The sequence below is a fragment of the Pseudomonas flavescens genome (assembly GCF_013408425.1).
GTDB classification, from domain to species: domain Bacteria; phylum Pseudomonadota; class Gammaproteobacteria; order Pseudomonadales; family Pseudomonadaceae; genus Aquipseudomonas; species Aquipseudomonas fulva_A.
Genome location: NZ_JACBYV010000001.1, coordinates 1470422 through 1488509 on the forward strand (window position 1 = coordinate 1470422; position 18088 = coordinate 1488509).

25 protein-coding genes and 3 tRNA genes are annotated in these 18088 nt (G+C 60.6%); 17 read left to right on the forward strand and 11 right to left on the reverse strand.

Annotated elements, in window-relative coordinates; genetic code table 11:
- Window positions 1-21 precede the first annotated feature (21 nt).
- The 3 genes from pgsA (at window position 22) to FHR27_RS06425 (ending at window position 837) form a co-directional block, all read left to right on the forward strand.
- Entirely contained in the window at window positions 22-582 is a 561-nt protein-coding gene (gene pgsA / locus FHR27_RS06415) for a CDP-diacylglycerol--glycerol-3-phosphate 3-phosphatidyltransferase (protein WP_042554585.1), read from the forward strand.
- 66 nt (window positions 583-648) lie between these two features.
- Window positions 649-724: transfer RNA gene (locus FHR27_RS06420), tRNA-Gly, on the forward strand.
- A 39-nt stretch (window positions 725-763) separates the two neighbouring features.
- A tRNA-Cys gene (locus FHR27_RS06425) sits at window positions 764-837 on the forward strand.
- Between the two features lie 278 nt (window positions 838-1115).
- On the opposite strand, the gene FHR27_RS06430 is transcribed toward FHR27_RS06425, so the two are convergent.
- Window positions 1116-1349 carry a hypothetical protein gene (locus FHR27_RS06430; RefSeq protein WP_179538102.1) on the reverse strand — a complete coding sequence of 78 codons (234 nt, stop codon included), beginning with the start codon at window positions 1347-1349 and terminating at the stop codon, window positions 1116-1118.
- A 280-nt stretch (window positions 1350-1629) separates the two neighbouring features.
- Between FHR27_RS06430 and FHR27_RS06435 the strand changes: the two genes are divergently transcribed.
- Together FHR27_RS06435 and FHR27_RS06440 are read left to right on the forward strand one after the other, a co-directional pair.
- Window positions 1630-1926, forward strand: coding sequence for a hypothetical protein (locus FHR27_RS06435; protein ID WP_179538103.1), 297 nt, complete (start codon window positions 1630-1632; stop codon window positions 1924-1926).
- A gap of 190 nt (window positions 1927-2116) precedes the next feature.
- Window positions 2117-2596 (forward strand): hypothetical protein, encoded by a 480-nt coding sequence (locus FHR27_RS06440; protein ID WP_042554637.1) that lies wholly within the window; start codon window positions 2117-2119, stop codon window positions 2594-2596.
- 98 nt (window positions 2597-2694) lie between these two features.
- Here the strand turns inward: FHR27_RS06440 and FHR27_RS06445 are convergent, their stop codons facing one another.
- On the reverse strand, window positions 2695-2985 hold the full coding sequence (locus FHR27_RS06445) for an Arc family DNA-binding protein (protein WP_264650082.1): 291 nt from the start codon (window positions 2983-2985) through the stop codon (window positions 2695-2697).
- Window positions 2986-3149: 164 nt separating this feature from the next.
- Between FHR27_RS06445 and FHR27_RS06450 the strand changes: the two genes are divergently transcribed.
- Together FHR27_RS06450 and FHR27_RS06455 are read left to right on the forward strand one after the other, a co-directional pair.
- Window positions 3150-3362, forward strand: coding sequence for a hypothetical protein (locus FHR27_RS06450; RefSeq protein ID WP_042554588.1), 213 nt, complete (start codon window positions 3150-3152; stop codon window positions 3360-3362).
- A 172-nt stretch (window positions 3363-3534) separates the two neighbouring features.
- Window positions 3535-3741 carry a hypothetical protein gene (locus FHR27_RS06455; RefSeq protein ID WP_042554589.1) on the forward strand — a complete coding sequence of 69 codons (207 nt, stop codon included), beginning with the start codon at window positions 3535-3537 and terminating at the stop codon, window positions 3739-3741.
- Between the two features lie 16 nt (window positions 3742-3757).
- On the opposite strand, the gene FHR27_RS06460 is transcribed toward FHR27_RS06455, so the two are convergent.
- The gene (locus tag FHR27_RS06460) at window positions 3758-4090 is read right to left on the reverse strand and encodes a YgaP family membrane protein (RefSeq protein ID WP_179538105.1); all 333 of its coding nucleotides are present in this window, start codon (window positions 4088-4090) and stop codon (window positions 3758-3760) included.
- Window positions 4091-4313: 223 nt separating this feature from the next.
- Here FHR27_RS06460 and FHR27_RS06465 point away from each other — a divergent pair, with 223 nt between their 5' ends.
- From FHR27_RS06465 to FHR27_RS06480, 4 genes are all read left to right on the forward strand, one after another.
- Window positions 4314-4565: a DUF1652 domain-containing protein gene (locus FHR27_RS06465; RefSeq protein WP_042554590.1), complete on the forward strand. Its 252-nt coding sequence runs from the start codon at window positions 4314-4316 to the stop codon at window positions 4563-4565.
- 93 nt (window positions 4566-4658) lie between these two features.
- Window positions 4659-4910: a hypothetical protein gene (locus FHR27_RS06470; protein ID WP_179538106.1), complete on the forward strand. Its 252-nt coding sequence runs from the start codon at window positions 4659-4661 to the stop codon at window positions 4908-4910.
- A gap of 92 nt (window positions 4911-5002) precedes the next feature.
- Complete coding sequence (locus tag FHR27_RS06475) at window positions 5003-5338, forward strand: DUF883 family protein (protein ID WP_042554592.1); 336 nt, start codon at window positions 5003-5005, stop codon at window positions 5336-5338.
- 187 nt (window positions 5339-5525) lie between these two features.
- Window positions 5526-5612: transfer RNA gene (locus FHR27_RS06480), tRNA-Leu, on the forward strand.
- Between the two features lie 129 nt (window positions 5613-5741).
- Here the strand turns inward: FHR27_RS06480 and FHR27_RS06485 are convergent.
- Window positions 5742-6530, reverse strand: a complete 789-nt coding sequence (locus tag FHR27_RS06485; RefSeq protein WP_179538107.1) for an outer membrane protein OmpK — start codon at window positions 6528-6530, stop codon at window positions 5742-5744.
- A gap of 265 nt (window positions 6531-6795) precedes the next feature.
- The gene (locus FHR27_RS06490; protein WP_042554594.1) at window positions 6796-7047 is read right to left on the reverse strand and encodes a hypothetical protein; all 252 of its coding nucleotides are present in this window, start codon (window positions 7045-7047) and stop codon (window positions 6796-6798) included.
- A gap of 147 nt (window positions 7048-7194) precedes the next feature.
- Between FHR27_RS06490 and galU the strand changes: the two genes are divergently transcribed.
- Entirely contained in the window at window positions 7195-8031 is an 837-nt protein-coding gene (gene galU, locus FHR27_RS06495; protein ID WP_042554595.1) for a UTP--glucose-1-phosphate uridylyltransferase GalU, read from the forward strand.
- 57 nt (window positions 8032-8088) lie between these two features.
- Here the strand turns inward: galU and FHR27_RS06500 are convergent, their stop codons facing one another.
- A complete protein-coding gene (locus FHR27_RS06500) occupies window positions 8089-8511 on the reverse strand; it encodes a VOC family protein (RefSeq protein ID WP_179538108.1) in 423 nt (140 codons plus the stop codon).
- A 119-nt stretch (window positions 8512-8630) separates the two neighbouring features.
- Between FHR27_RS06500 and gorA the strand changes: the two genes are divergently transcribed.
- From gorA to FHR27_RS06515, 3 genes are all read left to right on the forward strand, one after another.
- Entirely contained in the window at window positions 8631-9986 is a 1356-nt protein-coding gene (gorA, locus tag FHR27_RS06505) for a glutathione-disulfide reductase (RefSeq protein WP_179538109.1), read from the forward strand.
- A gap of 7 nt (window positions 9987-9993) precedes the next feature.
- Complete coding sequence (locus FHR27_RS06510; RefSeq protein ID WP_179538110.1) at window positions 9994-10617, forward strand: trimeric intracellular cation channel family protein; 624 nt, start codon at window positions 9994-9996, stop codon at window positions 10615-10617.
- Between the two features lie 62 nt (window positions 10618-10679).
- Window positions 10680-12059: an FAD-binding oxidoreductase gene (locus FHR27_RS06515; protein ID WP_179538111.1), complete on the forward strand. Its 1380-nt coding sequence runs from the start codon at window positions 10680-10682 to the stop codon at window positions 12057-12059.
- Between the two features lie 23 nt (window positions 12060-12082).
- Here the strand turns inward: FHR27_RS06515 and tcyN are convergent, their stop codons facing one another.
- From tcyN to FHR27_RS06535, 4 genes are all read right to left on the reverse strand, one after another.
- Complete coding sequence (tcyN, locus tag FHR27_RS06520) at window positions 12083-12838, reverse strand: L-cystine ABC transporter ATP-binding protein TcyN (protein WP_179538112.1); 756 nt, start codon at window positions 12836-12838, stop codon at window positions 12083-12085.
- Window positions 12839-12864: 26 nt separating this feature from the next.
- Window positions 12865-13533, reverse strand: coding sequence for a cystine ABC transporter permease (gene tcyL, locus FHR27_RS06525; RefSeq protein ID WP_042554611.1), 669 nt, complete (start codon window positions 13531-13533; stop codon window positions 12865-12867).
- Entirely contained in the window at window positions 13530-14327 is a 798-nt protein-coding gene (gene tcyJ, locus FHR27_RS06530) for a cystine ABC transporter substrate-binding protein (RefSeq protein WP_042554612.1), read from the reverse strand. The genes tcyL and tcyJ overlap by 4 nt, the downstream gene beginning before the upstream one ends.
- A gap of 99 nt (window positions 14328-14426) precedes the next feature.
- Complete coding sequence (locus FHR27_RS06535) at window positions 14427-15425, reverse strand: D-cysteine desulfhydrase (protein ID WP_179538113.1); 999 nt, start codon at window positions 15423-15425, stop codon at window positions 14427-14429.
- Window positions 15426-15650: 225 nt separating this feature from the next.
- On the opposite strand from FHR27_RS06535, the gene FHR27_RS06540 reads away from it, so the two are divergent.
- The gene (locus tag FHR27_RS06540) at window positions 15651-16430 is read left to right on the forward strand and encodes a MetQ/NlpA family ABC transporter substrate-binding protein (RefSeq protein WP_179538114.1); all 780 of its coding nucleotides are present in this window, start codon (window positions 15651-15653) and stop codon (window positions 16428-16430) included.
- A 69-nt stretch (window positions 16431-16499) separates the two neighbouring features.
- On the opposite strand, the gene FHR27_RS06545 is transcribed toward FHR27_RS06540, so the two are convergent.
- The gene (locus FHR27_RS06545) at window positions 16500-17417 is read right to left on the reverse strand and encodes an AraC family transcriptional regulator (RefSeq protein WP_042554615.1); all 918 of its coding nucleotides are present in this window, start codon (window positions 17415-17417) and stop codon (window positions 16500-16502) included.
- Window positions 17418-17522: 105 nt separating this feature from the next.
- Between FHR27_RS06545 and FHR27_RS06550 the strand changes: the two genes are divergently transcribed.
- On the forward strand, window positions 17523-18083 hold the full coding sequence (locus FHR27_RS06550) for a carboxymuconolactone decarboxylase family protein (RefSeq protein WP_042554616.1): 561 nt from the start codon (window positions 17523-17525) through the stop codon (window positions 18081-18083).
- Window positions 18084-18088: the final 5 nt, after the last annotated feature.

An 18088-nucleotide genomic window follows, 5' to 3' on the forward strand; every position in this document is an offset into this window, starting at 1 on the left:
CTTAACCGCCCAGTCGAGCCGATGAATATCCCCAACCTCCTAACGGTGCTCCGCGTTCTGCTGATCCCGATCTTCATCCTGTTGTTCTACATGCCATTTTCGTGGAGCTACTGGGCTGCCAGCGCGGTTTTCGCCTTTGCCGCCGTCACCGACTGGCTCGATGGCTACCTGGCACGTCGCTGGGAGCAGAGCACGCCGTTCGGCGCCTTCCTCGACCCTGTTGCCGACAAGCTGATGGTCGCCACCGCCCTGGTGTTGCTGGTCGCCGAACATGCCAACCTGTGGCTGACCGTCCCGGCGACCATCATCATTGGCCGCGAGATCGTCGTGTCCGCGTTGCGCGAGTGGATGGCCGAGCTGGGGGCGAGGGCGCATGTCGCCGTCTCCAACCTGGGTAAGTGGAAGACCGCTGCGCAGATGGTGGCGCTGGTGATCCTGCTCGGCAATCCGCCGCTGTTCGGCTTCTGGGTGCTGATCGGTTACGTATTGCTGATCGTCGCTGCCGTGCTGACCCTGTGGTCGATGGTGCAATACCTGCTGGCCGCCTGGCCGCACCTCAGCGTGACCGCTGAAAAGAAATAACTTTTTTGAATCAAAGGCTTGACTGGGCGTTACGAAGCTATAGAATGGCGCCCGTCGACAAGACAAGCGGGAATAGCTCAGTTGGTAGAGCACGACCTTGCCAAGGTCGGGGTCGCGAGTTCGAGTCTCGTTTCCCGCTCCAATTTAAACGGGCCGTCAAGTACGGCCCGTTCGGTTTAAAGGCTGAGTAGCAGAGTGGTTATGCACCGGATTGCAAATCCGTGAACGCCGGTTCGATTCCGACCTCAGCCTCCAAACGGAAAGCCCCGTAGTCACTGACTACGGGGCTTTTTCTTTGCCTGCGATTTGATGGCGATTTCCGAAGCTTTTGGGCGGAAATGGAAGTTCTTCGAGATCGATCTGAAAACCCGGGACATGAAGCCACGCTGGCGAGGTGACGCCACGGCATGGGCGACCGATGCAGCCGTCTCTTCGCGCCGTGCCGGCTTCCCTTATAGGGGCGCTTTCACGCTTCTGTGGGCGGGGTGCTGTAAATCAGCACGCCGTCCCAATCGCGGCTTCGGTGCGATTCATCATCCCTTGGTTCTGACGATCCGCCCGGACTTCACCTCGCCTGCATATTTGTTGAGCCGATCCTCGCCATTGATCAGTACGCCGACCATGCGAAGAATGGCCCAGGCGTCCGCTTCGTTCTCGGTGCCTCTGAGGCGTTCGGCAATTTTGACCAGGTCGACAGATGCCCATTTCAGGTCTTCTGCCACTGCCTTGAGGTCTTGTTTCAATATCTGCGTTTGACGCTGTCCCATAGTGCCTTTTTCCCGTCCGTTTACCCGCTATCGCCCCATGAAGAACCGCCATCGCTGTCGGCGCTGGTGGGAGGCCGATTCCAATGCTGCTCGTCATCGAGCGGCCATGAGCCGTCAATGATCGCCGATTACTGCCTTGGCGCTGAAGCGCTGTTTTGGGATCGGCGCGGCAATGCGCTATTAGAACACCTGCGTTATGGCTGCGATGTGTGCCTGCCGCCAGTATGGATCTGCCGCCGTGGTGCGTGCGGCATATCCCTCGGACGCAAAGGACTCCATCATGAAAAGCCTTTACCGAGCGCTGGGCTTCAGCGCCATTGTCACTCTGACCGCCATGACTGCCGTTACCGCACAGGCCAGTGCGAGCGCGGCACCGATCGTCATGCCCGCCAAGGTTGCGCTGGAAAGTGTGCCGGCCAAGCCTGCGGTGCAGACTCCGTTCGCCAGTGCGAGTCGTCCTGAAGACGCCAAGCATATGGAGGTGGCGCTGTTGCAGAATGGTTGCAGTGACCCGGATCCGTGGTACCAATTCAGCGGTATCCAGGCGCTGACCTGCCTGTTATCGGGGCAGTGGTAAGCGCTGCGCCCCGGCCGCAATGCGACTCGGGGCGCTCCGGCGCTTCGAGCGCATCTGCCTGGGACGATCAATGTGAACGGCTACCCACTGCGGCTTTCCAAGGAGTGTATTCATTGCCGCGGTAACCCTTGTGTCCTCCCTGATCGCCATACCCGATGCACCCGAAGCGGAAACGTCCGCCAGCGACTCCATGATGTTCGGCACGCCGAAAGAGCGTCTGGACTTCTACCGCCGGGAAATTCATTACGAAACTGGCCAGCTATCGAGCCGCACCAACGCCTACCTGGGTGCGCAGTCGTTTCTGGTGATTGCCTACGCGTCATCGATGGCCAATACCAATGAGACCTGGGGCGATCTGTTCACCCTGATCATTCCGGCTCTGCTGGCCTTGCTGGGCATCGTCAGTTCGCTGAGCGCATGGCCTGGCATCAGGGCCTCGGCGGCTATCATCGGGCACTGGCAGTTCAAGCAGGACACGCTGTTGCGCAGCGAACCGCGGTTCGGGCACGCCTATGACGACTCACCGTTGTTTTGCGAAACCGAGGCGTGTGAAGAGCGCTATCGCAAGTCGCTATTGTTCTCGCTGCGCTCGCCCTGGCTGTTCAGCGGCTTCTGGGGGATTCTGGGCGCGTTCTCGGTGTGGCTGCAGTTCGCCACAGCCAATATCTGAAATGGTTTTGACGCTCAGGCGAGGCGGGCGCTGCCCCGGCTCAAGCCCCGCGTGGGCGGGGCCGGGTCTCTATACGACGGGAAGCCAGGCTGACTGGATCAGCGAGTACCCGTCTTGAGGCCGTCGAGGTAATCGATATTGGGCTCCTGAACCTTCTTGCCGGGCTTGGCTGCAGTTTGCAGTTCGCTCTTGAGCTTCGCTTCCAGGGCGTCGATCAGCAGGGACTGGCGTGCCTGGCCTTCGAGGTGTGCCTCGATAGCCCGGATGATCTCGGTGTTCATGCTGGTGTAATTCTCATTGGCCAGGTCTTCGATGCGCTTGCGCATTCCGTCCGGCAAACGAACCACGAACTTGTCAGCGGTGCGAGCGTTGAATACTGGTTTGGTCACGGTAGGCTGCTCCATGTTGGGTGGTAATAGCTATTTGATGCCATGCAGCACAATAGTTCATATCCCTGGACGATCGGCTGTTTATTCATGTTGCTGTGGGCCGTGTCACGCCGGAAAAGCGAATGGCGTAACATCAGGTCAGTCATCAATGGATGGAGGTGAGGATGCTCAGCGCAATTGACTGGATTTATCTTGTGGTGCTGGCCGTGCTCGCCATCAGCGTGCTCTATGCCTACTTCAGGCCTGCCGCGAAGAAGCGCAAGGCCGAACGCGATTCCAGTAGCTCCAGTGGCGGCTCGGGCGGCACCATGATTACCGACAACGATGTTTCGGCGGATGCTGGCGGTGGTGGCGACGGCGGCGGCGGGGGAGATTGAGCAGGGTGCATTCGCGCTCTTGTTCTGCGACAACTATTTCGCTCCGGTGCTAGGTGATCGAACGCTTCGAATTATGGCATAGTGATATTGCATGCCAACCTGGTTGGGCATCCGGTAAGGAAAACCGGCAAGGTAGCGCAGCGCTATCCGAATCAACGAGAAGGAGCTCGACATGAATGCACGAAGTATTCCCTTTCCGAAAATCGCTACCGATACCGGCCTGGCCGAAAGTGTGGTCTCCACCTGGGTCACGCACTCCCGGCCCTATCCGGACGGCAGTGGCTACAAGGTGTTCTTCAAGGTCGAAACCCCAGCTGATGTTCGGCAACTGGTGCCAAGAATGACGCCTACCAACATGCTCATCGTACTGGCCACATGACCGGTAGGCGGTAGCCCTACGGCGAGATAGGGTCACTGGCCGGGAAGGTTTCCTCGAGCGCGTTATCCATCTGCGCCTCCCTGTCTTGCGCCTGGCGGCTGATAGTCACGTCATCGCGGTCAGCGGCGGGGGCGTGTCGCTCGTAGGGCGCTCCTTCCGTTTCAGCGGCGCTCAGAAAGTCCTTGAGCTGGCAATGCCCGGTGATGCCACGCTGGGCGATCAGCGCCGACGCCGCGATCTTGATCAGCCCGACGACTCCACCCTGCCTGATACCACTGACTGCACCCACCACGCCTACGGCTAGTGAGAGCAGGCGTTCGGTACCTTCAACATTGTTGTACGCGTGCATGTGACACCTCATCTGGATGTACCTCCGCATGGAGGTAACGCAATAGTGAGGGGTGTCGCAGAGGCAAGGTTCAGGGTCGCTTACCAACGGTTGAATCAGGTGGCAACGACGGATTTCGATAGGCGATGCTGGCCAGCCGACAGGCGGGACGAAATGCCTCATGCCAGTTTATTTGCGCGAACTAGACTTGAGGGGTCATCAACGTGAGGAAGGAGTTTCCAAGATGATGTCCGTTCTCGAGCAGCGCCACATTGTCGAATGTGCGTTTCTACCGCTGGCCTGCAACTGCTCCATCGATGGTAGTGAATCGGTAACCATCCAGATCCGGGATCCGGTCACATCGCAGGTTTATCTGAATGTCACCGGCATATCCCGTTCCGAACTCTCTACCTCGCGGCAGATATCCCAGTTGGTGGCGCAGCTGCGTCAGGATCTGCGCACGCTGAATTCAGGGAGTGATCGCAAGGAGGCCTGAGGCCGTCATCCGCGCTCGCGGTCAGACAGAGTGAACTGCCTCCCTATCCCGCAGCCTCAGTTAGCAATACTGACTGGTGAAGAGGATGAAGATATGGACGGTGGAAAATTCGATGGCCTCGACCTCGAGCGCTTCCATTCGCTGTTGGCGCAAGAGCTGGGGCTGACCGAGGGTGAGCTGGAAACCTGGATGGTGGAGGAGCGTGAGCGGGTCGACGAGGACGGCCAGTTGATCGGCCATGCCGTCACTTTCAAGCACGACATGCCCTTCGATCTGCGTGCTCGCGTGCGCGGCATGGCCGGCGACCATGTCGCCCATACCGGGCTCATCGAACTGGACTCCTGAGTGCGCAATGGCGGCGATCGGCAAAAAACCTGAACTCTGGCGACCGGCGGTGCCTCCAAAATAGCGTCAATCACTTTATGGAGTATTCGCTAATGGCTCGTAAAACTTCGCTGGAAAGCGGCCTGGATCAGTTTCAACAGGAAAGCGCCAAGGAATTGAAGAAACTTCTCGACCAGGCCAGCAAAGCGCTGGGCGATGCCGAGTCCTTTTCTGGTGACAAGGCACACGAAGCTCGTGAGAAAGTGATCGCGCTGCTCAATGAAGCCAAGGGTTCGATCACCGACAAGGGCCGCGAGGCCGTCGAGCTGGGTCGTGAAACCATCGGTAACGCTCAGGATCGCATCGAAAGCAATCCATGGACGTCCGTCGCCGTGGCCTCGGGCTTCGGTCTGCTGATCGGCCTGCTGGTCGGTCGTAGCAGCAAGTAAATCGCCGCCAGCGGGTCGCAGCTTCGGGTTGCGGCACGCCAGTATCGATTCGAGCGCAACTGCATGGTCAGCCTGCGGTCGACTGAATAGCCTCGTAGATCACTGATTTACGGGGCTTTTTATTGCGCCGTTTAACCTTGCAGCGCCGCCTGGGGGTGTATATAGTCCAGCCCTCGCATATTTCGCCGCCCCGATGGTGAAATTGGTAAACACAGCAGACTTAAAATCTGCCGACCGCAAGGTCTTGCCGGTTCGATTCCGGCTCGGGGCACCATCTGCAGCTCTAGGCTGCGATCCCTCCGTGCGATCCTCCCTATCTTCCAGATCATTCACGCCACGGGCTCGTCCATGGGGCGTGCGTAGCCTGGCCGCCATTTTACCGACGGCAAGACCGGCAACCCCCTTAGAAGTGAGCCTTGACCAGTAGGCTGATGGCGCTCTGGTTGGTGCCGCCCAGCACTTCGTCGCCCAGCGGGCTGTCGTTGTCGATGCCGTACTTGTGCTTCCAGTAGTCGTATTCGACGCCCACGTAGAATTTCTTGCCCCAGCCCATGGCCTTGGCCAGGTCGTATTTGATCTGCGGGTTGATGTGCAGGTTGGCGTGGTAGCTGTCGTCGTTGTCGACCACCCAGTCGATGAAGCCGTCGATCACCAGGTCGGAATTGCCGACCGGCACGGTGTAACTCCATACAGGGGTTATCTGCCAGACGTTACGGCCGTCGCGCTTGCCATCGGGGCGGCGCAGGTAGGTGTTGAGTTGGACGTAGTCGAAACCGGGAATCGCCAGGTCGATGGCCGGGCCCAGCAGGTAGGCGTCGACGTCGTCTTCACCGAACTCGTAGGTGGCGGACAGCAGTACATCCTTCACCGGGCCGAACGACAGGTCGCTGCCGCTGATCTTGCCGAACGACAGGCGCGGGCTGATCTCGCCGTAGAAGGTATGCCCGTCGCCCGCGCCATTGGTGGCCTCGGTGTTGTACTTGATGCCGTCGACGAACAGGAACAGGTCACCGAAGCTCCAGCCGCTGGCGTGCTCGAACGTCAGCGTCTGCTGGCGAGGCGGGTCGATCTTGAAGTCGGTGCCGTTGAGATAAGTCAGGCTGTTGTCCTGCCAAAGCAGCAGGTCTGCCATGGTCTGCACAGGAGTCAGCAGGCTGCCCGCCAGCAGCAGGGAAGTCGCGGTGTGTTTCATCGGGCGTGTTCCGGAAAATGTTGAGTGATCGGCCCGCCGGTTTCGGCGAGCGGTGGCAAGAGCGGTACTTGGCGGGCTGCAGATGCAGGCGAGGGCTCTGCAATGCCTGTCCCGGCTCAGCGCGGCGCGGGAGTGTACAGCATTTGCGAGGGTGGATCGTGTCGAGGTGAGGATGGCGGCAGAGACGAGAACGCCGTTTCCTCAGGACGAGAAAACGGCGTTGTTGGCAAAGCTCAATCGAACGTGGTGATCGGCCAGCGACGGATCACGCGTCGAGCTGTTTGGCCGTCTCGACACCTGATGAGCTGAGCTTGATGGGGTAGTTGAGGGACAGTTCACCTGCAGTGCCCGAGACGGCACCATCGTGAATCAGCCCACTGTCCTGCAAGTGCTTGAGCGTATCGGCGACCGCGTGTTCGCCGCGGAAATTATCCAGCACCTCCTTGCCAAGGCCGGCAGGGTGAGCGTGCAGCAGGCGGGTGAGAACCTCTTTCTTCAAATCATTGTCAATGGACATGCGAACCTCGCGTTGCGGTGGGTTTCACTGTTTGTGACTGCCTGGCTGAGCAAACGTTTTAGGTGATTACCGTCCTGCCGTTGTAAGCCGCGGGCGTCCTGATAAACTGCTTCGGCGTCGATAACCCTCTCTCATTCAGGGACTTCCATGATCAAGAAATGCTTGTTTCCCGCCGCTGGCTACGGCACTCGTTTTCTCCCGGCAACCAAGGCCATGCCCAAGGAAATGCTGCCGATCGTGAACAAGCCGTTGATTCAGTACGGTGTGGAGGAAGCGCTGTCGGCTGGCCTCAACGAGATCGCCATGGTGACGGGCCGCGGCAAGCGCGCCCTGGAAGACCACTTCGATATCAGCTACGAGCTGGAAGAGCAGATCCGCAACACCGACAAGGAAAAGTACCTGGTCGGTATTCGTCGTCTGATCGACAACTGCACCTTCTCCTACACCCGCCAGGTGGAAATGAAGGGCCTGGGCCATGCCATCCTCAGCGGCCGTCCGCTGATCGGTGACGAGCCGTTCGCCGTGGTACTGGCCGATGACCTGTGCCTGAACCTCGAAGGCGACAGCGTGCTGACCCAGATGGTCAAGCTGTACAACCAGTTCCGCTGCTCGATCGTGGCGGTTCAGGAAGTGCCGATGGAAGAGATCCACAAGTACGGCGTGATCGCCGGCGAGACGATTCGCGACGATATCTTCCGTGTTAACAGCATGGTCGAGAAGCCGAAGCCGGAAGACGCGCCGTCGAACCTGGCGATCATCGGCCGTTACATCCTGACGCCGGACATCTTCGAACTGATCGAGAAGACCGAACCGGGCAAGGGTGGTGAAATCCAGATCACCGACGCGCTGATGAAGCAGGCCCAGGACGGTTGCGTGCTGGCCTACAAATTCAAGGGCCAGCGTTTCGACTGCGGTGGCGCAGAAGGCTATATCGAAGCCACCAACTTCTGCTACGAGCACCTCTACAAGACAGGCAGGGGCTGATCGCTCGCTGGCAGCACTGGCTGACAGAAAAACCGCCCTCGGGCGGTTTTTTCATGCTCAGCTTTCGCTGATCGGTTTGGCCCCTGGTCCCAGCGGCTGGCCGTAGCTGAACTCGATGTAATGACCTGCCGGATCCCGCACACCGCAGTAGTAGCCAACCGGATAGGGCTCGTCGCGCTGCGCCCAGACCAGGCAGCCGGCCGCCTGGGCCTTGGCAGCGATGGCGTCGACTGCCTCGCGGCTTTGCAGGGCGAAGCCGAAGTGGCTGTAGTCATTGGCCGCCAGGCGCCGCGGCTCGCCACCGGGCATGATCACGAAGATGAATTCGCTCTCGCGACCTGGCTCGGCCATCCACACGATCTGCGAACCCTTGCCGGGCCTGCGGTGGATGACGTGCATGCCGCAGAAGCCTTCGTAGAAATCGATACAGGCCTGCAAATCGGGGACGTGCAGAGCCAGGTGTGTGAGGATCGGGCGCATACGCAGCTCCTTGTTCTATCGAGACTAGACCGGCCGCATCGAGGATAAGTTTGCACCATGTGCCAGGCGGGCAGGGCGCTTCGTTTACGGTATGCTCTGCATCTGTTCAGGAGGCTGTGATGACCTACGATTTCGATCTGTTTGTAATCGGTGCCGGTTCCGGCGGTGTACGCGCGGCGCGCTTCTCCGCGGGCTACGGCGCACGTGTGGCGGTGGCTGAAAGCCGTTATCTGGGCGGCACCTGCGTCAACGTGGGTTGCGTGCCGAAAAAACTGCTGGTGTACGGCGCACAGTTCGCCGATGACTTCGAGCAGGCTCAGGGCTTTGGCTGGACGCCCGGTGAGGCCCGGTTCAGCTGGCCGACGCTGATCGCCAACAAGAACCGCGAAATCGAGCGCCTCAATGGCATCTACCGCAAGCTGTTGGTCGGCAGCGGCGTGACCCTGCTCGAGGGTCATGCGCGGCTGCTCGACGAACACAGCGTCGAAGTCGACGGCAAGACCTACAGTGCCGAGCGCATCCTCATCGCCACCGGTGGCTGGCCGCATGTCCCCGATATTCCTGGGCATGAGCATGCGATCAACTCCAACCAGGCGTTCTTCCTGGAAGAGCTGCCCAAGCGCGTAGTGGTGGTCGGCGGTGGCTATATCGCCGTGGAATTCGCTTCGATCTTCAATGGCCTCGGCGCGCAGACGTCGCTGTTGTATCGCGGTGAGCTGTTCCTGCGTGGTTTCGACAATTCCCTGCGCACCCACCTGCATGAAGAACTCGCCAAGCGCGGCCTGGATGTGCAGTTCAACACCGATATCGCGCGGATCGACAAGCAGGCCGACGGCAGCCTGCAGGCCACCCTGAAGGATGGCCGCACCCTGCAGGCCGATTGCATCTTCTACGCCACCGGGCGCCGGCCGATGCTCGAGAACCTGGGGCTGGAAAACACCACCGTCAGCCTGGATGACAAGGGCTATATCAAGGTCGACGACGAGTACCAGACCACGGCGCCATCGATCCTCGCCATCGGTGACGTGATCGGTCGCGTGCAGTTGACGCCCGTGGCCCTGGCCGAAGGCATGGCCGTGGCGCGTCGTCTGTTCAAGCCGGAGGAGTACCGCAAGGTCGATTATCAGAACATCCCGACTGCGGTGTTCAGCCTGCCGAACATCGGCACGGTCGGACTGACGGAGGAGCAGGCGCGGGAGGCCGGCCACCAGGTGAAGATCTTCGAAAGCCGCTTCCGGCCGATGAAACTGACCCTGACCGAAAGCGACGAGCGCACGCTGATGAAGCTGGTGGTCGATGCCGACACCGATCGCGTGCTGGGCTGCCACATGGTCGGCCCCGATGCCGGCGAGATCGTTCAGGGCCTGGCGGTCGCTCTCAAGGCAGGGGCGACCAAGCAGGTGTTCGACGAAACCATCGGCGTTCACCCGAGCGCTGCCGAGGAATTCGTCACCCTGCGTACCCCGGTGAACTGACTTGTCGATGAGCCAGCTGTTCTACCTTGCGGATCTGTTCGGGGTGGCGGTATTCGCCATCACCGGCGCGCTGATGGCGGGGCGCAAGTCCATGGATCTGTTCGGTGTGCTGGTAATCGCCATCATCACCGCACTCGGCGGCGGTACGCTGCGCGATGTGATCCTCGACAATCATCCGGTCAGCTGGATTCGCAACGACACCTACATTCTGGTCGCTTCGCTGGCTGCCGTGGGCACGGTGATCTGGGTACGCCTGACCCGGCCGATCCACGAAAAGGGCCTGCTGATCGCCGATGCCTTCGGCCTGGCGGTGTTTACCGTGATCGGTACCGAAGTCGCCCTGCAGTACGCGATGCCGTCCAGTACGGCGGTGATCATGGGGGTCATGACCGGTGTCGCTGGCGGGGTGATGCGTGACGTGATCTGCAACGAGATCCCGCTGATCTTCAAAAAGGAGATCTACGCCACCGCCTGCCTGGCCGGCGCGGTGACCTTCGTGCTGCTGCGCATGCTGGAAACGCCGCATTGGCTGGATACCGGTATTGCCATGCTGGTGGTTCTGGCGATCCGCCTGGCAGCGATCCGCTGGCACTTCTCGCTACCCCGATTCCACCTGCTCGACCGCGACTGATTCAAGAGGCGGCGAGCTGCTCGATAACGCTGTTACCCATCTGTATTCACCAAGGAAGGTCGATGAGTCGTTTGCTCTTGTGTCTGTGCGTGCTGAGCCTGGGCGTCTGCGCTGAGGAGGTGGTCAATGACGTCACCGGCCTCAACCCGGTCGTCGTCGAGCGGGTCGTCGTGCCGCGCAGCGAGCAGGATGTCGTCGAGGCGCTGCGTCGCCATGCCGGGCCGATCAGTATCGGCGGGGGGCGTTACAGCATGGGTGGGCAGACGGCCTCGGACGGTGCGCTGCACCTGGACATGCGCGGGCTCGATCAGGTACTCGAGTTCTCCGCCGAGCGCCGGGAAATTCGCGTGCAAAGCGGTATCACCTGGCGCGCCATACTCGAATACGTCGATCCTCACGACCTCTCGCCGCAGATCATGCAGTCCTACGCCAACTTCACGGTGGGTGGCTCGCTGTCGGTCAACGTGCATGGTCGTTACGTGGGCGAGGGGCCTATCGCCGGTTCGGTTCGTGCCATTCGCGTGGTGCTCGCCGATGGTCAGGTGGTGGACGCCAGCCCGAGTCAGAACGCCGCGCTGTTCCATGCTGCGATTGGCGGCTACGGTGGCCTCGGGGTGATAGTCGAGGCCACGCTGGGCCTGGTAGAGAACACGCGCATCGCCAGAGAAAGCCAGGTCATGCCCTTGCAGGACTATCGCCCTTGGTTCTATCGCGAGGTCGCCTCCCAGGCGGATCTGGTGATGCACAATGGCATTCTCTATCCCAGTGACTTCTCCACGGTGCGGGCCGTATCCTACCGGCGCACCGAGGCTGCCTTGACCGAAGCGCAGCGGCTGAGCCCCAGGCAGCAGGGGAGCTCTATGCAGCGCGCGGGGATCCGTCTCAGCGGTTCCTCCTCGGGCATCAAGCTGCGTGAAGCGGCGCTCGATCCGCTGCTGTTCCGCAGCCCCAAGGTGCAGTGGCGCAACCATGAGGCCAGCCTCGATGTCAGCGAGCTGGAGCCGATATCCGGCCCGGGCTTCAGCTATGTGCTGCAAGAGTATTTCGTACCGCCGCCGCAGCTTGAGCGCTTCATCGGTGAGCTGGCGCGCCTGACCCATCAGCACCGGGCCACGCTGATCAACGTCTCCATTCGCCATGCCAAGGCTGACCCGGATACCTTGCTGAGCTGGGCGCCCGAGGAGGTTTTCGCTCTGGTGCTCTACTACCGGCAGGGCAGCTCGGACGGCGAGCGGCAGAAAGCCGCAGCCTGGACCCAGGACCTGATAGCCGCAGCCCTGCGCTGTGGCGGGCGGCATTACCTGCCTTATCAGATTCATGCCAGCCGCGAGCAGTTTCTCCAGGCTTATCCGCGGGCGCCGGAGTACTTCGAACTCAAACGCCAGCTGGATCCCACCTACAGGTTTCGTAACCGTCTGTGGGACGCCTATTACCCTCGGTAATTATCCAGAGCGAAGCCGCCAGATCACTTCACGGCATCGCCGAGAAACTTGCTGAGAAACTGCTGGGTGCGCGCCTGCTTGGGCGCGCTGAACAGCTCGCGGGCATCACCCTGTTCGACTATCACGCCCTTGTCGATGAAGATGGCGCGGTTGGCCACGTCCCGGGCGAAGCTCATCTCGTGGGTGACGATGACCAGTGTGCGATTCTCCTCGGCCAGGGCGCGGATGGTCGCCAGTACTTCACCGACCAGTTCCGGGTCCAGCGCCGAGGTGGGTTCGTCGAACAGGATCACGTCCGGTTCCATGGCCAGCGCACGGGCAATCGCCACGCGCTGCTGCTGGCCGCCTGAAAGGCGCTTCGGAAAGGCGTCTTCCTTGCCTGCCAGGCCGACCTTGGCCAGCAACTGCCGGCCTCGTTCCAGGGCCACGTTGCGCGGTTGTTTCTTGACCACCACCGGGCCTTCGATGACGTTTTCCAGCGCGGTGCGGTGCGGGAACAGATTGAAGTTCTGGAAGACGAAACCCACGTGCTGACGCAGCTTGCGGATCAGCCCCTGTTGCTGGCCCATCGGCTTGCTGGCGTCGATCTCGACGTCACCGACGCGAATGCTGCCGCCATCCGGTGTTTCCAGCAGGTTCAGGCAGCGCAGCAGGGTGGTCTTGCCCGAGCCGCTGGGGCCGATGATGGCGACCACTTCGCCAGGCGCGATATTCAGGTCGATGCCATCGAGCACGGTCTGGCCTTTGAAGGCCTTGGTCAGGTTGCGAACGGTGATCATGCTTCTGCTCGTGTCCGGTAGAGCCATCAGTTTTCCGCCTCGTGGCGGTTGACCCGCGCTTCCAGGCGGTTCTGCAGATGCGCCAGTACGCTGGAGAGTATCCAGTAGATCAAGGTGGCCGCGAGGTACATGGTGAAGACCTCATAGGTGCGGGCAGTGATCAACTGGGCCTGGCGGAACAGCTCCGGCACCTGGATGGTCGCCGCCAAGGCGGTGTCCTTGACCAGCGAGATGAAGCTATTGCCCAGCGGCGGCAGGGCGGTGCGCATCGCCTGCGGCAGAATGGCACGCATCATCGTCTGGGTCCTGCTCATACCAATGCTGGCTGCCGCTTCCCACTGGCCGCGATCGATCGAGGCGATGGCTGCACGCATGATCTCTGCAACGTAGGCTGCCATGTTCAGAGAAAAACCGATCAGGGCGGCGGTCAACGGTTCCAGTTGCACACCCAGTTCAGGCAGGCCGAAGTAGATGATGAACAACTGCACCAGCAGCGGCGTACCCCGGAAGAACGAGATGTACACCCTGGCCAACCAACCCAGTGGCGCAATGGCATAGAGCCTGACCAGGGCAAGTCCGAACCCCAGCAGCATGCCGAAAAACATGCCGCCGAGGCTCAGTACGATTGTCCACACGGCTCCCTTGAGCAGGAAAGGTAAGGAATCCAGAACCAACTGGAGGCTGTCTTGCATCATTGCGTGACGTCAGCCTTGAACCATTTTTCAGAAAGTTGTTTCAAGGTGCCGTCGCCGCGCAGCTTCTCGATGGCCTTGTTGATGGCCGCCAGCAGCTCAGGATTGCCTTTGCGCAGTGCGATCCCCGATTCCTGACGGGAGAAAGCGTCACCGGCAACGGCCATGCGCTCACCCGTCTTGGCGACCATTTCGAATGCGGCCAGGCGGTCGACGAGAACCACATCGATGCGCCCGACATTGAGGTCCTGGAACTTGGTCGGATCATCATCGTAAGTACGGATGTCGGCCTGCGGAACGTTCTCTTTCAGCCACTGCTCGTAGTTGGTACCAAGGCCTACACCGACCTTTTTACCAGCCAGGTCCGCTGCAGTCTTGACGCTGGCGGCATCGCTCTTGCGGGTAAGAGCCTGGATACCCGAGACGGTGTAAGGGGTCGAGAAATCGTACTTTTTCTTGCGCTCGTCGGAGATGGTGACCTGATTGACCACTATGTCGATGCGACCCGACTCCAGAGACGCCAGAATGCCGTCCCACTTGGTCGGCTGAAAACTGACTTTCACGCCCAGTTCCTTGGCCAGCGCTTCGGAAAGGTCCACCTCGAACCCGGCGAGCTTGCCGCTTTCGTCCTGAAAGTTGAACGGCGGGTAGGTGCCTTCGAGGCCCACTTTGATGCTGCCGCTGTCCTTGATCTTCTGCAGATCGTCGGCAGCGTATGCCTGGCTACCGAGGCCGGCGCAGAGGGCCAGGCCGAAACTGCCGATAAGGAACTGGCGACGCAGTGTTGCGAAAGTCATAGCTGAACCTCGGGTCTTGTTGTGTGTGGAAGTGCGGCAACTCTAATGGTTCTAGATATATTCTATAAAATAATAAAAAATTATTTGCATATGCCATTTTTATGGCGTCAGGGATTGATACGCGAACAATGCCGGTGCACCGCCGGTATGCAGGAACACGATCGGCTTGCCTTCTGCGAATTCCCCTTTCTGGACGCCATCCAGCAGCCCCGCAAATGCCTTGCCCGTGTAAACCGGGTCGAGCAGCAATCCCTGGCTGCTGGCGAGTAGACGAATCGCATCGAGTGTACCGGTATTCGGTTCGCCGTAGCGGGGGCCGTAATACTCATCCCACAGCTCGATGGCCAAATTGTCCGGCACGCTGATGCCCAGCAGTTCGGCGGTTCGTTGCACCAGTCCCAGTACCTTCGGGCGCTGCAGGTCTGCAGGCCGTGAGACGGTGATGCCGAGCACACGCCAGTCGGGTAGCAAGTGGGCCAACGCCAGCGCCATGCCCGCATGAGTCGCTCCGCTTCCGGAAGCCACTACCACCGTGCCGCTATCGAGCCCCAGCGCATTGACTTGCTCTGCGAACTCCAGCCCAGCCTTGACGTAACCCAATGTGCCCAGCGCATTGGATCCGCCAATCGGGATCACGTAAGGGTGCTTGCCGGTTGCACGCAGGCGCTCGGCCTTGGCCACCAGCATCACGTCCGGCTCGTTCAGGTTGTCGACGATCTCCACTCGCGTGCCGAACAGATCCAGCAGCAGGCGGTTGCCGTTATGCAGGTAGTTCTGCTCCTGGGTATCGATGGGGTTTTCCAGCAAGGCGACGCAGGCCAGGCCCAGCTTGGCAGCCAGTGCCGCAGTCTGCCGCACGTGATTGGACTGGATCGCACCGGCGGTGATCAGCGTATCGGCTTGCTGCGCCAGTGCATCGGCCCCGAGGTACTCCAGCTTGCGCGCCTTGTTGCCGCCGAGGGCAAACAGGGTCAGGTCATCGCGTTTGACGTAGATGTCCCGGCCAACGTGGTGTGAGAGGCGCACCAGGTGTTGCAGCGGAGTGGCATGGGGTACCAGTTCGAGGCGCTCGAATCGGCTCAGAGCTTCACTGATCATGGGGGGATTCACTGCCGAAAAGGAGGATGAATATCACTTTAGAAGTGACAGCCCGAAACACAACAAGTGCGTAAGCTTCTACTTATTCTCAAAAGAAATATAGGAATGAATTAAAAGTATTTTCATCGTATATCTGCGCGCCGTATCTTCAGCGCGCCGTCCTACCCTGTGCGGCCGACCACCACCATGCCGATGTCGATCCACCGGCAACTACCGAGAACAATCATGAAAAAAACGCTTCTGTTGGCTGCATTGGCCTCCGTCCTGGCTACCCAGGCATTCGCCGCTGAAAAACTCACCGTAGCGGCAACGCCGGTTCCCCATGCCGAGATTCTCGAGCTGATCAAGCCGAAGCTGGCCGCGGAAGGCATTGATCTGCAGATCAAGGTTTTCACCGACTACGTGCAGCCCAACCTGCAGGTCGAGCAGAAGCAACTCGATGCCAACTACTTCCAGACCAAACCGTATCTGGACAGCTTCAACGAAAGCCGCGGTACCCACCTGGTGATCGTCAAGGGCGTACACGTCGAGCCTTTCGGCGGCTATTCGCGCAAGTACAAGAGCCTGAAGGAACTGCCGGAAGGCGCCACCATCGCCATCCCCAACGAGGCCAGCAACAGTGGCCGTGCGCTGCAACTGCTGCAGCACGCGGGTCTGCTGACCCTGAAAGACCCGGCCAACATCCAGGCAACGCCGAAGGACCTGGCCACCAACCCGCACAACTTCAAGTTCAAGCAGCTCGAAGCGGCCATGCTGCCGCGCGTGCTGGATCAGGTCGACCTGGCGCTGATCAACACCAACTACGCGCTGGAGGCCAAGCTCAATCCGAACAAGGATGCCCTGGTGCTGGAAAACAAGGATTCGCCGTACGTGAACTACCTGGTAGCACGCCCGGACAACCAGAACAGCGAAGCCATCAAGAAACTGGCTGACGCCCTGACCAGCCCGGACGTGAAAGCCTTCATCGAGAAGAAGTACTCCGGTGCTGTAGTCCCTGCTTTCTAAAACGCGGCGAGCTCACCCTCGCTGACACAAACGCCGACAGAGCCTTCGCTTCTGTCGGCGTTTTTATTTTCAGGGTGTCGTAGCGCCGTTGAACTGTTTGCGAAATGCCCCAGGCAATATGCCGGTTACCTTGGCGAACGCTCGAGTGAAGGCCGCTACCGACTGATAGCCCACGGCCTCGGCGACGTCTGCCACGGCGACTCCTTGCTTGAGCAGCCGGGTGGCCTGGCGAACCCGCAGGCTGATCAGCATCTGCCCTGGCGAGGTGCCCGAGAGTTCCTGAAAGCGCTTGCAGAACGCCGAGCGCGACAGCCCGGTGTAGCTGGCCATTTCCTCCATGGGCCAGCTGTGTTCGGGGCGCGCGATGAGCTGTTCGATCAGCGCGCTGAATTGGGGCTGACGGGCCAGGCCGAGCAGGCCGCCGAGTTGTTCGGCCTGACCCTGTTCGCGCAGGACGTAGAGAAACAGCAGATGGCTGAGCCGTTCGAGGAAGGCATCGGAAGGGCCATCGCCGCGCGCGCACTCGTCGAGAATCAGCTCGAACAGCCGGCGCGCCGCACTCAGCGACGGATCACCGGCACGCAGCACCAGAAAGGCCGGCAACGCCTGCAGGATCAGGCTGCTCAGGCCCGGGCGGAAATGGAAGAATCCGCAGACCAGGCCGACGCCCTCACGGGGCTGTTGCTGCAGCGGTTGCATCGCCACCTTGGGGCTGCAGCGTGCTGCGTCGGCAGCCGCCGCATTGGACAGGCGATAGCGAATGTCATGGAGCAGAAACACCGCATCGCCTGCATGCAGCGCCACGGGCTCGCCGCCATCGTCCAGGTGCAACCAGCAGTCACCGTGCAACAGCACATGAAAGCTGGCCCTGGCCAGGCCATGGGTACTGGCCTGCCAGTTGCCGCAATAACGACCGACATGGAACAGGCTGGCGTCCAGTTCCAGGCTCTCTAATAACCATTCAAAAGGGGGCAGGGACGAATTCATCTAATGAAAAGACTCAAGAGCAAGTAATAGCGACTTTCTCATATTGTTGGGCTTTCTTATAACCAAGAAAATGGATCGTAATTCGCTCAACCCAGGAGTTATCCCATGTCTCGCGTGACCTTGCATACCGTGGAAACCGCTCCCGTAGAGGCCCAGCCTTTTCTGCGCAACGCCCAGGCCGCTTCCGGGTTCGTTCCCAACCTGCTGGCGGTGCTCGCCAATGCGCCGGCCGCGCTGGAAACCTACGTCACCGTCTCCGGCCTGAACGGCAAGGCCAGCCTCGGCCTGGCGGAACGCGAAGTGATCCAGCTGATCGCCGCCACCACCCACGGCTGCGCCTTCTGCGTTGCCGGCCACACGGCGGTCGCCAGCAACAAGGCCAAATTGCCTGCCGAGGTCGTCGAGGCCTTGCGTGCCCGCGGCGAGCTGCCGGACGCCCGTTACGAAACCCTGGCGCAGTTCACTCGCGAGGTCATCGCCACCCGCGGCAATGTCAGCGACGCGGCGTACCAGGCATTTCTCCAGGCAGGCTTCACCGAGGGCCAGGCCCTGGAGGTGATTCTCGGGGTGAGTCTGGCCACCTTGTGCAACTTCGCCAACAGCTTCGCCCACACCCCGCTCAACCCGGAGCTGGAGCGTTATCGCTGGGACCAGGCCGGCGCGTGAGCCGC

Bases quoted from the DNA above. Each gene is read 5' to 3' on its own strand.
- pgsA (WP_042554585.1), top strand. From the start codon at position 22: ATGAATATCCCCAACCTCCTAACGGTGCTCCGCGTTCTGCTGATCCCG.
- FHR27_RS06430 (WP_179538102.1), bottom strand. From the start codon at position 1,349: ATGGGACAGCGTCAAACGCAGATATTGAAACAAGACCTCAAGGCAGTG.
- FHR27_RS06435 (WP_179538103.1), top strand. From the start codon at position 1,630: ATGAAAAGCCTTTACCGAGCGCTGGGCTTCAGCGCCATTGTCACTCTG.
- FHR27_RS06440 (WP_042554637.1), top strand. From the start codon at position 2,117: ATGATGTTCGGCACGCCGAAAGAGCGTCTGGACTTCTACCGCCGGGAA.
- FHR27_RS06450 (WP_042554588.1), top strand. From the start codon at position 3,150: ATGCTCAGCGCAATTGACTGGATTTATCTTGTGGTGCTGGCCGTGCTC.
- FHR27_RS06455 (WP_042554589.1), top strand. From the start codon at position 3,535: ATGAATGCACGAAGTATTCCCTTTCCGAAAATCGCTACCGATACCGGC.
- FHR27_RS06460 (WP_179538105.1), bottom strand. From the start codon at position 4,090: ATGCACGCGTACAACAATGTTGAAGGTACCGAACGCCTGCTCTCACTA.
- FHR27_RS06465 (WP_042554590.1), top strand. From the start codon at position 4,314: ATGATGTCCGTTCTCGAGCAGCGCCACATTGTCGAATGTGCGTTTCTA.
- FHR27_RS06470 (WP_179538106.1), top strand. From the start codon at position 4,659: ATGGACGGTGGAAAATTCGATGGCCTCGACCTCGAGCGCTTCCATTCG.
- FHR27_RS06475 (WP_042554592.1), top strand. From the start codon at position 5,003: ATGGCTCGTAAAACTTCGCTGGAAAGCGGCCTGGATCAGTTTCAACAG.
- FHR27_RS06485 (WP_179538107.1), bottom strand. From the start codon at position 6,530: ATGAAACACACCGCGACTTCCCTGCTGCTGGCGGGCAGCCTGCTGACT.
- FHR27_RS06490 (WP_042554594.1), bottom strand. From the start codon at position 7,047: ATGTCCATTGACAATGATTTGAAGAAAGAGGTTCTCACCCGCCTGCTG.
- galU (WP_042554595.1), top strand. From the start codon at position 7,195: ATGATCAAGAAATGCTTGTTTCCCGCCGCTGGCTACGGCACTCGTTTT.
- FHR27_RS06500 (WP_179538108.1), bottom strand. From the start codon at position 8,511: ATGCGCCCGATCCTCACACACCTGGCTCTGCACGTCCCCGATTTGCAG.
- gorA (WP_179538109.1), top strand. From the start codon at position 8,631: ATGACCTACGATTTCGATCTGTTTGTAATCGGTGCCGGTTCCGGCGGT.
- FHR27_RS06510 (WP_179538110.1), top strand. From the start codon at position 9,994: ATGAGCCAGCTGTTCTACCTTGCGGATCTGTTCGGGGTGGCGGTATTC.
- FHR27_RS06515 (WP_179538111.1), top strand. From the start codon at position 10,680: ATGAGTCGTTTGCTCTTGTGTCTGTGCGTGCTGAGCCTGGGCGTCTGC.
- tcyN (WP_179538112.1), bottom strand. From the start codon at position 12,838: ATGATCACCGTTCGCAACCTGACCAAGGCCTTCAAAGGCCAGACCGTG.
- tcyL (WP_042554611.1), bottom strand. From the start codon at position 13,533: ATGATGCAAGACAGCCTCCAGTTGGTTCTGGATTCCTTACCTTTCCTG.
- tcyJ (WP_042554612.1), bottom strand. From the start codon at position 14,327: ATGACTTTCGCAACACTGCGTCGCCAGTTCCTTATCGGCAGTTTCGGC.
- FHR27_RS06535 (WP_179538113.1), bottom strand. From the start codon at position 15,425: ATGATCAGTGAAGCTCTGAGCCGATTCGAGCGCCTCGAACTGGTACCC.
- FHR27_RS06540 (WP_179538114.1), top strand. From the start codon at position 15,651: ATGAAAAAAACGCTTCTGTTGGCTGCATTGGCCTCCGTCCTGGCTACC.
- FHR27_RS06545 (WP_042554615.1), bottom strand. From the start codon at position 17,417: ATGAATTCGTCCCTGCCCCCTTTTGAATGGTTATTAGAGAGCCTGGAA.
- FHR27_RS06550 (WP_042554616.1), top strand. From the start codon at position 17,523: ATGTCTCGCGTGACCTTGCATACCGTGGAAACCGCTCCCGTAGAGGCC.